Raw genomic sequence first — 15,637 nt, 5'->3', positions numbered from 1 at the left:
TGACATAACAAAAACAACACGGCAGAGACGCAGCTAACAGATTTTTTTGGAGAAGGTGTGCTTTCAGGGTGCTGCTGGCAGTAACCCGCAACCGGGCAGAGAACAATAAAACTACCTTCAGGTAGCTCCCGAACTGGTTGGATCGCTAGACGAAAAGCAGATCAGCGCTCAAAAAAATACGTTTGCTCTTGACCCCGGATGGGGTCGCCAAAAACAGCGGTAAAGGGCCACGGTTGACAAAAACAACAACAGACCGCCCCTTAATAATAAAAAAAGAGCACGCAACGACAAATTAAAGGGGAGCCTCGGCTCCCCTTTGTGCTGTCTGGCGTTTGGCTTTTGCCTCGAGACAGGGACGATTGCTCGCCCCTCCCGCAATGCCGGCTACACCTTCAGCTTCAACTCCTCGACGCTGATCTCACGCATCTTGAACTTCTGGATCTTGCCGGTCACGGTCATCGGGAACTCCTCGACGAACTTGAAGTAACGCGGCGTCTTGAAGTGGGCGATGCGCTCCTTGCACCAGGTCTGCAGCTCCAGCTCGTTGGCGGAATGACCGGGGTGGAACTTGATCCAGGCGACGATTTCCTCACCGTACTTCTCGCACGGAATGCCGATGACCTGCACATCCGCCACCGCCGGATGAGTGAAGAAGAACTCCTCCAACTCGCGAGGGTAAATATTCTCACCGCCGCGAATGATCATGTCCTTGTTGCGCCCAGCAATGCACACGTAGCCTTCTTCGTTCATGGTCGCCAGATCACCGGTGTGCATCCAGCCGGCCTGGTCGATGGCTTCCGCTGTGCCCTGGAGATTGTTCCAGTAACCAAGCATCACACTGTAACCACGAGTGCAGAGCTCGCCGATGGTGCCACGGGGCACCAGATTACCGGCGTCATCGATGATCTTGCTTTCCAGTTGCGGCTGGGTCCGGCCGACCGTGGTCACGCGCAGTTCGAGATCGTCTGAAGGCCCCGTCTGCAATGACACCGGACTGGTTTCCGTCATGCCGTAGGCAATCTGCACCTCACTCATGTGCATTTCGCTGATGACCCGCCGCATGACTTCGATCGGACAGGTCGCTCCGGCCATGATCCCGGTGCGCAAGGTCGACAGATCGAACTCGGCCCGACGCGGTTGATCGAGCATCGCGATGAACATGGTCGGCACGCCGTACAGGCCGGTGGCCTTTTCCTGGGCAACGGTTTCCAGGGTCAGCAATGGGTCGAAGGCATCGTTGGGATAGATCATGGTGGTGCCGTGGGTGATGCAGCCCAGATTGCCCATGACCATGCCGAAGCAGTGGTACAGCGGCACCGGGATCACCAGACGGTCGTTGGCGGTCAGGCCCAGGCTTTCGCCAACCATGTAACCGTTATTCAGGATGTTGTAATGACTAAGGGTCGCGCCCTTGGGAAAGCCGGTGGTGCCCGAGGTGTATTGAATGTTCACCGCCTGATCGAAATGCAGGCTGGCCTGGCGCGCCTTGAGTTGCTCGGGCGCAACATCGGCCGCCAACTGCGGCAGGTGCGCCCATGCCAGGAAACCGGCCGGCGGCGTCGGGTCGAGGCTGATGACGCCGCGCAGGTCCGGCAGCCGCTCGCACCGCAACTGCCCACTGCCCTGCTGCGCCAACTCCGGCACCAGGCCCTGGATCATCGCGTGATAATCGGAAGTCTTGAACGAACCGGCACACACCAGCCACTGGCAACCGGACTGCTTGAGCACGTACTCCAGCTCGGAACTGCGGTAGGCCGGATTGATGTTGACCAGAATCACCCCGATCTTCGCGCTGGCGAACTGGCTGATGCACCACTGGGCGCAATTCGGCGCCCAGATGCCCAGGCGGTCACCCGCCTGCAGACCGAGCGCCAGCAAGGCCTTGGCATTGAGCTCGACCGCCTCGGCCAGTTGAGCCCAGGTGTAGCGCAACTGCTGATGGCGAACCACCAGCGCCTCGCCCTGCGGATACTGGGCTACCGTGTTATCGAAGGCCTGGCCGATGGTCATCGCCAGCAAGGCTTTGTCCTGTGAGCCACGGGTATAGCTGTGCTGTGGGTGAGCACTGTGTTGATCCATGACGACCCCTATTGTCTTTATTAGCGGGTGTGTGGAAGCCCGGCAGCCTGCCGCCGGACCCGACCTGAACTGCCTCTACTCTCGCTCAAGTTGACGTTAACGTAAAGGGCGATTGACAGCCTTTCGTCTCAGGTTTACGTTAACGTAAAGGTGACAGCCGATTCGGCGCGCTTTACAGGCCGATTCCCCATTAATAAAAACAGTTTGAAGGTGCCCCATGAGCTATCCGACTCTGAACTTTGCCCTCGGCGAAACCATCGACATGCTGCGCGACCAGGTCCGCGCATTCGTCAGCAAAGAGATCGCGCCTCGCGCGGCACAGATCGACAGCGACAACCTGTTCCCGGCGGATCTGTGGCGCAAGTTCGGTGACATGGGCCTGCTCGGCATCACTGTTCCAGAAGAGTACGGCGGCGCCGGCCTGGGCTATCTGGCCCACGTGGTGGCCATGGAAGAAATCAGCCGCGGCTCGGCGTCGGTTGCCCTTTCCTACGGCGCGCACTCCAACCTTTGCGTCAACCAGATCAACCGCAACGGCAACCATGAACAGAAAGCCAAGTACCTGCCCAAGCTGATCAGCGGCGAACACATCGGCGCCCTCGCCATGAGCGAACCGAATGCCGGCTCCGACGTGGTGTCAATGAAACTGCGCGCCGACAAGCGCGGCGACAAGTACGTGCTCAACGGCAGCAAGACCTGGATCACCAACGGCCCAGACGCCAACACCTACGTGATCTACGCCAAGACCGACCTGGAAAAAGGTCCGCACGGCATCACCGCCTTCATCGTCGAGCGCGACTGGAAAGGCTTCAGCCGCAGTAACAAATTCGACAAGCTGGGCATGCGCGGTTCCAACACCTGCGAGCTGTTCTTCGACGACGTTGAAGTACCGGAGGAAAACATCCTCGGCGTGCTCAACGGTGGCGTGAAGGTGCTGATGAGCGGTCTCGACTACGAGCGCGTGGTGCTCTCCGGCGGTCCGACCGGGATCATGCAGGCCTGCATGGACCTGATCGTGCCGTACATCCACGACCGCAAGCAGTTTGGCCAGAGCATCGGCGAATTCCAGCTGATCCAGGGCAAGGTCGCCGACATGTACACCCAACTCAATGCCAGCCGCGCCTACCTGTACGCCGTGGCCCAGGCTTGCGAACGTGGCGAAACCACGCGCAAGGACGCCGCCGGGGTGATCCTCTACAGCGCCGAACGCGCGACGCAAATGGCACTGGACGCGATCCAGATTCTCGGTGGTAACGGCTACATCAACGAATTCCCGGCAGGTCGTCTGCTGCGTGACGCCAAGCTGTACGAAATCGGCGCCGGCACCAGCGAGATCCGTCGCATGCTCATCGGCCGCGAACTGTTTAACGAAACCCGCTAACGGAGCTGTCCATGGCTATCCTGCATACCCAGCTCAACCCCCGCTCGGCGGAATTCGCCAGCAACAGCGCCGCGATGCTGGCCCAGGTCGAGGCGTTGCACACCCTGCTCGCCCAGGTCCAGCAAGGCGGTGGCGCCAAGGCTCAGGAGCGGCACACCTCGCGCGGCAAACTGCTGCCTCGCGAGCGGATCAACCGCTTGCTCGACCCGGGTTCACCGTTTCTCGAAATCAGCCAGTTGGCAGCCTATGAAGTCTACGGCGAAGACGTACCGGCAGCCGGCGTGATCGCCGGCATCGGCCGGGTCGAAGGCGTGGAATGCATGATTGTCGCCAACGATGCCACGGTCAAAGGCGGTTCCTACTACCCGCTGACAGTGAAAAAACATCTGCGCGCGCAGACCATTGCCCAGCAGAATCGTCTGCCGTGCATCTATCTGGTGGACTCCGGCGGCGCTAACCTTCCGCGCCAGGATGAGGTGTTCCCGGACCGTGAGCACTTCGGGCGGATCTTTTTCAACCAGGCCAACATGAGTGCCATGGGCATCCCGCAGATCGCCGTAGTGATGGGCTCCTGCACCGCGGGTGGAGCCTACGTACCGGCGATGGCCGACGAAGCCATCATGGTCCGTCAGCAGGCAACGATCTTCCTTGCCGGCCCGCCGCTGGTCAAAGCCGCGACGGGGGAAGTGGTCAGCGCCGAAGACCTCGGCGGTGCCGATGTGCACTGCAAGATTTCCGGGGTCGCCGACCACTACGCCGACAGCGACGAACACGCCCTGGCCCTGGCCCGCCGTAGCGTGGCCAACCTCAATTGGCGCAAGCTCGGCGACGTGCAGCAACGCACGCCAATTGCCCCGCTGTTCCCCAGCGAAGAGCTGTATGGCGTGGTCCCGGCCGATGCCAAGCAACCGTTCGACGTACGCGAAGTGATTGCACGTCTGGTCGACGGCTCGGTGTTCGATGAGTTCAAGGCGCTGTTCGGCACCACCTTGGTGTGCGGATTTGCCCACCTGCACGGCTACCCGATCGCGATCCTGGCGAACAACGGCATCCTCTTCGCCGAAGCCGCGCAAAAAGGCGCGCACTTCATTGAACTGGCCTGCCAGCGCGGTATTGCGCTGCTGTTCCTGCAAAACATCACCGGTTTCATGGTCGGGCAGAAATACGAGGCCGGCGGCATCGCCAAGCACGGCGCGAAACTGGTGACCGCCGTGGCCTGTGCCAAGGTACCGAAGTTCACCGTGATCATCGGTGGCAGTTTCGGCGCCGGCAATTACGGCATGTGCGGCCGGGCCTACGACCCACGCTTTCTGTGGATGTGGCCCAACGCGCGAATTGGCGTGATGGGCGCCGAACAGGCCGCCGGCGTGCTGGTGCAGGTCAAGCGCGAACAGGCCGAACGCAGTGGCCAGGGTTTCAACGCCGAGCAGGAAGCCGAGATCAAGCAACCGATCCTCGATCAGTACGAAGAACAAGGTCACCCCTACTATTCCAGCGCGCGCCTGTGGGACGACGGTGTGATTGATCCGGCACAAACCCGTGACGTGCTGGCACTGGCCTTGTCGGCGTCGCTGAATGCCCCTGTCGAACAGAGCCGCTTCGGCGTGTTCCGGATGTGATCTGGAGAAAACCATGAGCGACTTCAATACCCTCGAACTGCTGACCGACGCCCGTGGCTTTGCCACGCTCTGGCTCAGTCGCGAAAGCAAGAACAACGCATTCAACGCCCAGATGATCCGCGAGCTGATTCTCGCCCTCGACCAAGTCCAGGCCGATCCGAGCCTGCGTTTCCTGCTGGTGCGCGGTCGCGGCAAGCATTTCAGTGCCGGCGCAGACCTGGCCTGGATGCAGCAATCGGCAGAGCTTGATTATCAGACCAACCTCGACGATGCCCGCGAGCTCGCCGAGTTGATGTACAACCTGGCCAAGCTGAAGATCCCGACCCTGGCGGTAGTCCAGGGTGCGGCCTTCGGCGGAGCGCTGGGCTTGATCAGTTGCTGCGACATGGCGATTGGCGCCGATGACGCGCAATTCTGTCTCTCGGAAGTGCGTATTGGCCTGGCTCCTGCGGTGATCAGCCCGTTTGTCGTACAGGCCATTGGCGAGCGTGCAGCGCGTCGTTATGCCCTGACCGCCGAGCGATTCAGCGGCGTACGGGCCCAGGAAATCGGCCTGCTCAGCGAGAGCTATCCGTCGGAGCAATTAGAAGCCCAGGTCGCGGCCTGGATCAGCAATCTGTTGCTCAACAGCCCACAAGCCATGCGTTCCAGCAAAGAGTTGCTGCGTGAAGTCGGCAGCGGTGCACTCAACCCGGCGCTGCGTCGCTATTGCGAAAACGCCATTGCGCGGATTCGTGTCAGCCCCGAAGGCCAGGAAGGCTTGCGCGCCTTTCTGCAGAAACGTCCGCCGAGCTGGCAGCCTGAAACCACCACCAAGGAGTCGCGTTGATGAGCGCACCTGTCCTCACCACCCTGTTGGTGGCCAACCGTGGCGAAATCGCTTGCCGGGTCATGCGCACGGCCAAGGCCCTGGGCTTGACTACGGTCGCCGTCCACAGCGCCACCGACCGTGACGCCCGGCACAGCCGCGAGGCCGATATCCGGGTCGACTTGGGCGGCAGCAAGGCCGCTGACAGCTACCTGCAAATCGACAAACTGCTCGCTGCGGCCAAGGCCAGCGGCGCCCAGGCCATTCACCCCGGCTACGGCTTCCTCTCGGAAAATGCCGGCTTCGCCCTCGCCATCGAAAACGCCGGGCTGATTTTCCTCGGCCCCCCGGCGTCAGCCATCGATGCCATGGGCAGCAAATCCGCGGCCAAGGCCCTGATGGAAACGGCTGGCGTACCGTTGGTGCCGGGTTACCACGGCGAAGCCCAGGACCTGGAAACCTTCCGCGCCGCTGCCGAGCGTATCGGCTACCCGGTGTTGCTCAAGGCCACGGCGGGCGGCGGCGGCAAAGGCATGAAAGTGGTCGAGGACGTCAGCCAACTGGCCGAAGCCCTGGCCTCGGCCCAGCGTGAAGCGCTGTCATCGTTTGGCGACTCGCGGATGCTGGTGGAGAAATACCTGCTCAAGCCGCGTCACGTGGAAATCCAGGTATTTGCCGATCAACACGGCAACTGCCTGTACCTCAACGAGCGGGATTGCTCGATTCAGCGTCGGCACCAGAAAGTCGTCGAGGAAGCGCCGGCCCCGGGCCTCAGCCGCGAGTTGCGCCAGGCAATGGGCGAAGCGGCGGTGCGTGCCGCCCAGGCCATCGGTTATGTCGGTGCCGGCACGGTGGAGTTCCTGCTGGATTCGCGTGGCGAGTTCTTCTTCATGGAGATGAACACCCGCCTGCAGGTCGAGCACCCGGTCACCGAGGCCATCACGGGCCTGGATCTGGTGGCCTGGCAGATTCGCGTCGCCCAGGGTGAAGCGCTGCCCATCACCCAGGCCCAGGTGCCGCTGATCGGGCATGCGATTGAAGTGCGGTTGTACGCCGAAGACCCTGGCAACGACTTCCTGCCGGCTACCGGGCAATTGGCGCTGTACCGGGAATCCGCCGCAGGCCCGGGGCGCCGCGTCGACAGCGGGGTCGAGGAAGGCGATGTGATTTCGCCGTTCTATGACCCGATGCTGGGCAAGTTGATTGCCTGGGGTGAAGACCGCGAACAGGCACGCCTGCGCTTGCTCAGCATGCTCGATGAGTTCGCCATTGGCGGTTTGAAGACCAACATCGCTTTCCTGCGCAGAATCGTCGCTCACCCGGCTTTCGCTGCAGCTGAACTAGATACCGGATTTATCCCACGCTATCAGGAACAATTACTGCCAGCGCCTACAGCGCTCAGTGATGAATTCTGGCAGGCTGCCGCCCAGGCTTTCGCCCAAAGCCAGGCGCCGAGCGTGCGCCACGACGATCCGAGCTCGCCCTGGGCCAGCGGCACTGGCTTACGCCTGGGATTGCCTGCTGAAACGACCCTGCACCTGAGCTGCGAAAGCGAAGACCGCGCCCTCACTTTGGTTGTCGCCGGCACCGCACAGCTCAAGGGTGAGCACCTGCAACTCGAGGTCGAAGGGGTGCGGCATCAGGTGCAAGCCATTCGTCAGGCAAACCGCCTGTACCTGCAATGGCAGGGTGAATTGCGCTGCATCACGGCGTACGACCCGATTGCCGCCGTGGAAGCCAGCCACGGCCATCAGGGCGGCCTGACCGCACCGATGAACGGCAGCATCGTCCGGGTTCTGGTAGAGCCTGGGCAAAAGGTCGAGGCCGGGGCGCAACTGGTGGTGCTTGAAGCGATGAAAATGGAGCACAGCATTCGTGCGCCCCAGGATGGGGTGATCAAGGCGCTGTATTGCCAGGAAGGCGAGATGGTCAACGAAGGCAGTGCGTTGGTCGAGCTGGAATAACGGAGTGTGAATGGCAGGTCCCGTGACGAGGGACCTGTCTGGTTAGAACCTGGCAGTGGCCTGCACCACTACACCAATGATCTGACAGTCTTCAGTGAACAGGACTTTGGGATACGTCGGATTCAAGGGTACGAGATAGCGCTCACCGCCCTCTTCACTCAGCTTGCGGAACGTCGCCTCGGCGCTATGGGCCCATTGCGCAATCACCAGTTTACCTGGCTCCGCCGGCACGGCGGGATCGACCAGGACCAGCATGTCGTTAGCAATGCTGGTGCCACTGGGCGCCGTCATCGCATCCCCCACGACCACTAGCCAGAATGCCGCCCCCACGGCGTGGTAATCCGACAGTTCGGTACGCTGCTTGCTGATACCGGACGGTGGCGTTTCGCGTACCTCCGATAACGTCCGCCAGTCGCTGACCGGGTAGCGAAAATACGGGTTGAAACGTTGCGCGAGGGCGACTGCGGACTCATTTTCCAGGGCGTCGTCCAGCGCCTCTGCACGCTCGCGAATCACCATGGCGACCTCGAGCGAGCCGAGGCCCAGCTCCTGCAGCACACGGTTCATGTCTTCAAGACTGGGGGTGCGCCTTTTATTGAGCCAATGCCCGACGCCACCCTGTGACATAGCGAGACGCTCCGCGAGTTTTTCCTGAGTGATTTTGAGCTCACTCATCCTGGCCTTGACCAGCTCTATCCATTTATCCATGGGCGGAACAATACTTCGCGCAACCTGACCCTCAACACACATATTGTAGTATTTAATTTGTGGTCATGAATACGAATAGTACTACTATCTTTCCCACTCATTCGCCCCACCCACGGAGTACTACCCCATCATGGATAACCCCAGTAACGAGCCGGCCGATCCCGACGTCGCGATCGATTACACCGCTCTCAAGGATTGCGCAGCCACCCAGCGGGCGCTCGACTATTACTTGAAACCCATTGTTTCAGAGACGCCCAGCGGCGAACGCTTTTTCGCAGTGAGCCGGCATGTCGGCCGCGAGGAAGCCCTGATCCACGCCTCCGACTTGCTGCGTTGTGCGGCCGCCATTGCCCATGAAACAGCAGATAGCCGACACGGTGCGGGTCGCGACCTGGCGTTGTCGATCGGGCATATGGTCGATATGGCGAAAGCCATGGTGGACAGGTCCCTTGAAGCCGACAGCCACAAGTAACGAGATGAAATGAAAGCGAGAATGGCCGGATCAGGGTCGATCCTGGGCTCAGGGTTCAACGACAGGAAAAATTATTTCCCGGGAGACGGGTAAAAAGGTTTGACTTGCAAATGATAATGATTATTATTGCAAGCAACTGGTCGCGAGATCAGTTGGATAGACCAAGGGACCTTAGGTCGGACTCTTGGAATATCTCCTCATCAGGCTAATCACGGTTTTTGACCCGGCTTTTTGCCGGGTCTTTTTTTTGCCAGTTATTCTGGCTTTGGCTTCAGGCTAATGAAGACTGGTGTTGCTAAATTCGATGGCGCGAATGATATCAAAAGAGCACCTTTTTGCAACAAGCCGCCCAAAACCCATCGAAAATAGCACTTGAGAATCAATCGCATAAACACTAAGCTGCGGCGGCGTCAAGGACGACGCCCCCCCCTTTTATTCCCGTAAATGCCCTCGGTTTTCCCCCCCGCCCGTGTAAAGTAGCGCCATAACAATCATATTCAGGATGAGATTATGACCGTGGCTCAGCGTCCCCTTGAAATCACCGCCAACTTCGACAGCGGTAACATCGAAGTGCTGGACCTCAGCAATCCCCTGCAACCCCTGCTCGCCATCAAGCCCGACACCCGTAGCCCGCACTTTCAATGGTTCCATTTCAAGGCCAGCGGCCTGCACGTGGGCCAGGATCACTGGTTTCGCCTGAGCAATGCCAGCAAGTCCTCCTACAACAAGGCCTGGGACGGTTATCAGGCGGTGGCCTCCTACGATCACGTCAACTGGTTCCGTGTACCAACCATCTTCGAGGGCGACTGCCTGCGCTTCAGCCTCGAAGCCACCGCCACCCACGCCTGGTTTGCCTATTTCGAACCCTACAGCCGTGGGCGCCACGATTGGTTGATCGACCAGGCGCTGACCAAAGCCGGCACCGAATTGCTGGCCACCGGCAAGAGCGTCGAGGGTCGCGACATTCAATTGTTGCGCAAAGGCAACGGCGCAGAGGGTCAGCGCAAGGTGTGGATCATCGCCCAGCAGCACCCCGGCGAGCACATGGCCGAGTGGTTCATGGAAGGGGTCATTGAGCGCCTGGAAAAACACGACGATCCGACTCTGAACAAACTTCTGGCCAGCGCCGATTTGTACCTGGTGCCGAACATGAATCCGGACGGCGCCTTCCATGGCCACCTGCGCACCAACGCCATGGGCCAGGACCTCAACCGCGCCTGGCAGAGCGCCAGCCCGGAACTCAGCCCGGAAGTGTTTTTCGTCCAGCAGCAAATGGAGAAATACGGCGTCGACCTGTTCCTCGATATCCACGGTGACGAGGAAATCCCCCACGTGTTCACCGCCGGTTGCGAAGGCAACCCAGGCTACACGCCGCGCATCGAGAAGCTCGAAGAGCATTTCCGCAGCCACCTGAAACACACCACCAAGGACTTCCAGACCAAGTACGGCTACACGCGCGACGAGCCGGGAAAAGCCAACATGACCCTGGCCTGCAACAGCGTCGGTCAGAAGTTCGACTGCCTGTCACTGACCCTGGAAATGCCGTTCAAGGACCACGACGATCATCCGAATCCCCATACCGGCTGGTCGGGCAAGCGCTCGATGCAGTTGGGTAAGGATGTGCTGACCACAGTGGCGGACATGGTCGGTACCCTGCGCTAAGAAAACCGCCTGCGGACGTGATCCTGGGCAAGGATCACGTCCAGGCGCATTTCACTGCGCCGCAATCCGCCGACAATCCTCCGGCTCCAGCAACCGCCCATCCTCCGAACGCAGCGCCCTGCCCGATCAGTGATCCTTGCCCGATAACATGCTCTGCAACACCCCGTCACGCCGTACCCAACCGTGAAAGAGCGCTGCGGCCAGGTGCAACAACACCGTGAGGAACAACAGATACGCCAGATAGCCATGGGCCTTGCGCAAAAAGGCGAACAGCGAAGCATTGGCCGGCACGATTGCCGGAAGCTGCACGGCGCCCCCCAAGGTCACCGGGTCGCCCGCCGCCGAGATCATCGCCCAGCCCAGCAAGGGCAGCACCACCATCAGCCCATACAGGAGCAGATGGGAGGCCTTGGCGGCCAATACTTGCCAGCCCGGCAAGTCGGCCGGCAATGGCGGTTGGCGGGTGGCAAAGCGCACGAAGATTCGCACGATCACCAGCAGCAGGATCGCCACGCCCAGCGGCTTGTGCAGGTGGATCAGCCACTCATGGCGCTCGGACACCGAGGCCACCATGCCAGCACCGATAAACAACATGGCGATGATCATCACGGCCATCAGCCAGTGCAGCAGCCTTGCGACTGCGGCGAAATGCTTCGGTTGCGCACTCATTGTGCCGCCTCCTGGTTAACGCCAGGCAACTGGCTGACTTCACTGGTGCGTCGCAGGTACGAACGGGCGTAAGCCGCCGAACGCGCCGCGAGCAAAGGGTCTTTCGAGGCTTCGATGCCACTGGGCAGAATCAACGGGTCGTAGTTGATGTCCCGGCACTCGCCACTGCTCTGCGCCTGGCTGCCTTGCAGCACCAGAGTCCCGGCGTTCAAGACTTTGCGCGTGGCCGGCCAGGCTTTACTGGCGTCGTCGGTGGGGTCGCCCGGATCGGCCAAGGTGATCTGCAACTGCCAGCGCAAAGGGCCGGCCCGCAGCCGCTCGAGCAAGTCCTTTTCGAGGAAGTCGGCGCCCTGGGGCGGGCCGCTCACAGCGCCGTCCCGGGCGATCGGCACCACGCCCCAGCGAACGGCCTGACGCTGGCCGGCCGCATTGACCAGATAAAACGCATTGATCCCGTTGTAGGTCTCGGTGGCGTAGCTGGCCGACGGCTTGGCCGTCTTGACCCATTGCAGGAAGGGGCCGGTTTCCGGGTGCGCGGCAAAAAAAGCCGGTGCGGCGGCGGGATCGGGCTTGCCGGTGGCGGGCATCGGTGACTGTGCCTGCTGCAATTGATAGAACGCCTCAGGCGTGCCCACCGGGAACACCGGCATGCTGTTCATGCCAGTGCGCCATTGCTGGCCGTCCGCCTGATTGAAGCGCAGCGCCAGGCTGCGGATCGGTACACTGTTGTCGGGTGCGTAGGGATTGCCGCCCGGCAAGGCAAAGCGCCCGACCACCGGGGTGCGCGGCGCATTGAAGACCTGGGCAGTGGAGTACGCCCGTGCTTCTTCACTGCTCTCGAAGTAACCGGTCACGCACACGCCTTTGGCGTGGTTACGGCGAAAGCCCTGATGAACGCCGCCGTTCTTCTCAAGGACATTGACCAACGCATCGGGCGTCAGGCGCTGTGGGTCAAGCGAGCCATTAACGTAGGCGAAAGCCGCCGCGAGGCCGCCAACCACCACGCCGATTCCGGCGAGGCGCAGGGCCAGGCTCATGAAGCTCAAGGGTTGTCTGTCGCGCGGCGGTGCAGGATCTACCATGGAACACTCCGGGGCCGAGAATGGCTTGTGGCAAGGACAAGGCAGACGCAGGCCGCGCAGGTTTATTCCCTGGCCCGCTGTTTATTTTTTCGACGCGGGAATAATCTTCATGGCCAAGCGTCTCTCTCGTCCCAAGCGTAGTGTCTGGCCCGACCACCATGAATCCTTTCGACGAACAGTTACGTGAACTCATCCCCAGGCTGCGGCGTTTTGCCGTGTCACTGACGCGTAATCCGAGCAGCGCCGACGACCTCGTGCAGTCCTGCCTGGAGCGCGCCTTGTCGAGTTGGGGTGGCAAACACCCGGAAGGTGATCTGCGGGCCTGGCTGTTTGCGATTCTGTACCGGCAGTTTCTCGATGCCCATCGCCGTTCGCGGCGCTATGCGCGCATGCTCGAATTCTTCACCGGCCGCGACGAGCCACAGCCGTCGCTGGAGCGCACCGTGATCGCGCAAAGCACCCTGGAAGCCTTCGACCGCCTGCCCACCGAGCAACGTGCACTGTTGCTCTGGGTTTCGGTGGAGGGCTTGAGTTATAAAGAAGTGGCCGAGATTCTCCAGGTGCCCACCGGTACCGTGATGTCGCGTCTGTCCCGTGCCCGCCAGGCCTTGCGCCAGCTCAGCGACGGTGAAATCAGCAGCCCTTCCCTGCGGATACTCAAATGATCAGCATGCCCCCCAGCATCAACGACCTGCACGCCTACGTTGACCATCAGTTGAACGATGCCGACCGGCGCCTGGTGGAAACCTACCTGGTGGCCAATCCGCAGATGGCCGGACAAGTTCGCGCCTGGCAACAGGACGCGCAGCAGCTGCGGGCAGCCCTCGGTGGAGCGCTGCAACAACCTGACAACCCGGCACTCGACCCGACGCTGATTCGCCAGCGCCGCCAGCGTCAGTCGCGGCGCCACCTGGCGAGCGCCGCCATGCTGTTGCTGGCGCTGGGTGTGGGTGGCTTAAGTGGCTGGCAAGCGCGGCAGATGAGCCTGCCCCTTGCCTCGACCCTGCCGATGACCGATGCCCTGCAGGCCTACCGACTGTTCGCCCAACTGGGCATCCTGCCCGCCGACTACAAGGTCAGCGACGAAGGCAATATTCAAGGCTGGCTGGATCACTACTTCGCCCAGGCCAATCGCTTGCCGGACCTTGCCAGTTCCGGCTTTCGACCGGTCAGCGGACGCCTGCTCAGCACCGACCAGGGCCCGGCGGCCATGGTCATGTACCAAGACCAGGGCGGGCGCAAGATCAGCTTCTATATTCGTCCGCCCGGCCCGCGCAACAACCTGCTGCCCAAGGGCAGTCGCAGTGACGGTGAATTGCAGGCGCAGTACTGGTCCGGGGCGGGTTACAACTACGCGATGGTCAGTGAAGCGCGGGACCCGGCGACGCGGATCATCGAGCAAACGCTGAATTTTTAAAAACCGACATCCAGCACTACGTTGTCCAGGTAATTGCCGACCTTACCCCAACGGGTGGTGCCGGCGCTCTTGAAGATGTCGTAAGCGAGAAATTGTTCGCCCGCACTCATCTGCCGCCGCCCGCCTGCACTGACCGGATGTTCGCCGTCGTCGAGGCCGACGGTGTAGGCGCTGCCCTTGGTGCAGGCGAGGTGGATGGTCTGGCTGGTGACGGGAACGAAGGCGCTGACCACCGGCGCGCTGCCGAAGGCAATATTTGGCGCGGTGATCAGGCTGTCGGTCAGGCCATCGCGCTTGCGCCGAGCGTCACGCTGGCGACAGCCAAGACCATTGATCCTTTCACGGCCTCAATCCTTTTGAGGGGGAACACGTTGCAGGTTAGCAATCCAGATTTATTCCGCCAGTCCGCGCCACCAATTCCGACAGAGCTGCGTTGTGATTTCGTACCCAGTCCCGCGTAAAATCCAGGGTTATCCATGCGCTAACCCTGTACCAACAGCTGTTTTTTGTTCAACTTCTTGGCAGGCCCGCGTCCTGCCACTGGCCGCTCATTTATGCCTGCGGTTACCATTGCCCGCAAAACCCGTAGGGAAACTTACCCTTGACCGTTCGCCCGCCTGATCGCTCACGATTCACCGCACGCTGGCCGGCGTTGCGCGGACTGTTGCGCAACGCCTTCAGACGCGCCCCCCACAACGGCGCCAATGGCCGATTGATTCACGACTATTTCCGACACAAGGCGCAGTCCCAGGGCTATACCCTCAGCCACAGCCAGCAACGGGTGATCGAATGCATGGCGCAATTGGCCAGCGCCCTGCCCGCCACGGCTGCACCGGGCCAGGTGCCCCGCAGCCTGTACCTGTATGGCGCAGTGGGCCGGGGCAAGAGCTGGTTGCTTGACGGATTCTTCAAGGCACTGCCGGTCGAGGAAAAACAGCGCCTGCACTTCCATGATTTTTTCGCCCAACTGCACCAGGGCATGTTCAACCACCAGGGCTCGCCGGATGCCTTGGCCGATACCCTGGATGATTTGCTCAAACAATGCCGGGTGCTGTGTTTCGACGAATTCCACGTCCACGACATTGGCGATGCCATGCTCATCACGCGGTTGTTCAAGGCGTTGTTCCAGCGCGGCATCCTGCTGCTGGTCACGTCCAACTACCCGCCCCAGGGCTTGCTGCCCAACCCGCTTTACCATGCGCGGTTCAAGCCGGTGATCGACCTGATCAATGCGCGCATGCAGGTCATGGAAGTCGGCGGCCCCCACGACTATCGCAGCCAGGTACGCAACCATTCCCAGCAGGTGTTTACCCAGGGCCAGTACGTCTGGCCCGGCACTGCGAACCAGCGCCAGGTCCTGCTGTTGCCCCCCGCCGAGGCGACGAGCATCACATTGCAAGTCGGCACCCGCCAGTTGCAGGCTCGTTACTGTGCCCAACGTACCGTCGCCTTCACCTTCAACGACTTGTGCGAACAACCCACGGCCGTCATGGACTACCTGGAGCTGTGCCGACGTTTCGATACCTGGATCGTCGACGGACTGCCGGATCTGGCTGACTGCCCGATCGCCATCCAGCAACGCTTCATCAATCTCATCGACGTCCTTTACGACCAGGACAAACGCCTGGTCCTGCTGGGTCAGCGCGCACTGCGTGAACACCTGGGCGGTGACGCCATCGATCTCGCGCGCACCCGTAGCCGTCTCGGCCAGTTGGTGGAAATCACCGCCGGACAATAAGCCACCCTGCCCCCGGTGCCGGGGGGTATCATGCCGGC

13 protein-coding genes and 1 pseudogene are annotated in these 15,637 nt (G+C 61.2%); 9 read left to right on the top strand and 5 right to left on the bottom strand.

The genetic code is table 11. The features are described 5' to 3' along the window. Positions 1 to 384 precede the first annotated feature (384 nt). Positions 385 to 2,079 (bottom strand): AMP-binding protein, encoded by a 1,695-nt coding sequence (locus KW062_RS09870; RefSeq protein ID WP_027618813.1) that lies wholly within the window; start codon positions 2,077 to 2,079, stop codon positions 385 to 387. Between the two features lie 217 nt (positions 2,080 to 2,296). Here KW062_RS09870 and KW062_RS09865 point away from each other — a divergent pair, with 217 nt between their 5' ends. The 4 genes from KW062_RS09865 to KW062_RS09850 are packed head-to-tail and all read left to right on the top strand — an operon-like array spanning position 2,297 to position 7,851. After that, positions 2,297 to 3,460, top strand: a complete 1,164-nt coding sequence (locus KW062_RS09865) for an isovaleryl-CoA dehydrogenase (protein WP_027618812.1) — start codon at positions 2,297 to 2,299, stop codon at positions 3,458 to 3,460. A gap of 11 nt (positions 3,461 to 3,471) precedes the next feature. Beyond that, positions 3,472 to 5,079 carry a carboxyl transferase domain-containing protein gene (locus KW062_RS09860; protein ID WP_027618811.1) on the top strand — a complete coding sequence of 536 codons (1,608 nt, stop codon included), beginning with the start codon at positions 3,472 to 3,474 and terminating at the stop codon, positions 5,077 to 5,079. Between the two features lie 13 nt (positions 5,080 to 5,092). Further along, positions 5,093 to 5,908, top strand: coding sequence for a gamma-carboxygeranoyl-CoA hydratase (locus KW062_RS09855; RefSeq protein WP_027618810.1), 816 nt, complete (start codon positions 5,093 to 5,095; stop codon positions 5,906 to 5,908). Next, positions 5,908 to 7,851 carry an acetyl/propionyl/methylcrotonyl-CoA carboxylase subunit alpha gene (locus KW062_RS09850; RefSeq protein WP_105755339.1) on the top strand — a complete coding sequence of 648 codons (1,944 nt, stop codon included), beginning with the start codon at positions 5,908 to 5,910 and terminating at the stop codon, positions 7,849 to 7,851. Before KW062_RS09855 ends, KW062_RS09850 begins: the two co-directional genes overlap by 1 nt. 42 nt (positions 7,852 to 7,893) lie before the next feature. On the opposite strand, the gene KW062_RS09845 is transcribed toward KW062_RS09850, so the two are convergent. Further along, entirely contained in the window at positions 7,894 to 8,559 is a 666-nt protein-coding gene (locus KW062_RS09845) for a LexA family protein (RefSeq protein ID WP_027618808.1), read from the bottom strand. 130 nt (positions 8,560 to 8,689) lie between these two features. Here KW062_RS09845 and KW062_RS09840 point away from each other — a divergent pair, with 130 nt between their 5' ends. Both KW062_RS09840 and KW062_RS09835 read left to right on the top strand, forming a co-directional pair. Continuing rightward, positions 8,690 to 9,031 (top strand): DUF6124 family protein, encoded by a 342-nt coding sequence (locus KW062_RS09840; RefSeq protein ID WP_027618807.1) that lies wholly within the window; start codon positions 8,690 to 8,692, stop codon positions 9,029 to 9,031. A gap of 510 nt (positions 9,032 to 9,541) precedes the next feature. After that, positions 9,542 to 10,693, top strand: coding sequence for a M14 family metallopeptidase (locus KW062_RS09835; RefSeq protein WP_105755340.1), 1,152 nt, complete (start codon positions 9,542 to 9,544; stop codon positions 10,691 to 10,693). A 126-nt stretch (positions 10,694 to 10,819) separates the two neighbouring features. Here KW062_RS09835 and KW062_RS09830 read toward each other — a convergent pair whose 3' ends face one another. After that, entirely contained in the window at positions 10,820 to 11,362 is a 543-nt protein-coding gene (locus KW062_RS09830) for a cytochrome b (RefSeq protein ID WP_105755341.1), read from the bottom strand. Continuing rightward, a complete protein-coding gene (locus KW062_RS09825) occupies positions 11,359 to 12,444 on the bottom strand; it encodes a catalase family peroxidase (RefSeq protein ID WP_027618804.1) in 1,086 nt (361 codons plus the stop codon). The genes KW062_RS09830 and KW062_RS09825 overlap by 4 nt, the downstream gene beginning before the upstream one ends. A 158-nt stretch (positions 12,445 to 12,602) precedes the next feature. Here KW062_RS09825 and KW062_RS09820 point away from each other — a divergent pair, with 158 nt between their 5' ends. Both KW062_RS09820 and KW062_RS09815 read left to right on the top strand, forming a co-directional pair. Then, on the top strand, positions 12,603 to 13,109 hold the full coding sequence (locus KW062_RS09820) for an RNA polymerase sigma factor (protein ID WP_027618803.1): 507 nt from the start codon (positions 12,603 to 12,605) through the stop codon (positions 13,107 to 13,109). Continuing rightward, the gene (locus KW062_RS09815) at positions 13,106 to 13,861 is read left to right on the top strand and encodes an anti-sigma factor family protein (protein WP_105755342.1); all 756 of its coding nucleotides are present in this window, start codon (positions 13,106 to 13,108) and stop codon (positions 13,859 to 13,861) included. Before KW062_RS09820 ends, KW062_RS09815 begins: the two co-directional genes overlap by 4 nt. Here the strand turns inward: KW062_RS09815 and KW062_RS09810 are convergent. Next, positions 13,858 to 14,139, bottom strand: a pseudogene (locus KW062_RS09810) (spore coat protein U domain-containing protein); the annotation flags it as partial. The gene KW062_RS09815 and the pseudogene KW062_RS09810 overlap by 4 nt on opposite strands. A 323-nt stretch (positions 14,140 to 14,462) precedes the next feature. On the opposite strand from KW062_RS09810, the gene zapE reads away from it, so the two are divergent. Continuing rightward, positions 14,463 to 15,599, top strand: a complete 1,137-nt coding sequence (gene zapE, locus KW062_RS09805; RefSeq protein ID WP_105755343.1) for a cell division protein ZapE — start codon at positions 14,463 to 14,465, stop codon at positions 15,597 to 15,599. Positions 15,600 to 15,637 lie beyond the last annotated feature (38 nt).

Source organism: Pseudomonas fluorescens, from assembly GCF_019212185.1.
In the GTDB taxonomy this organism is placed as follows: Bacteria; Pseudomonadota; Gammaproteobacteria; order Pseudomonadales; family Pseudomonadaceae; genus Aquipseudomonas.
The sequence above is the reverse complement of the archived record's forward strand: the minus strand, read 5'-3'. Positions and strand labels throughout refer to the sequence as shown.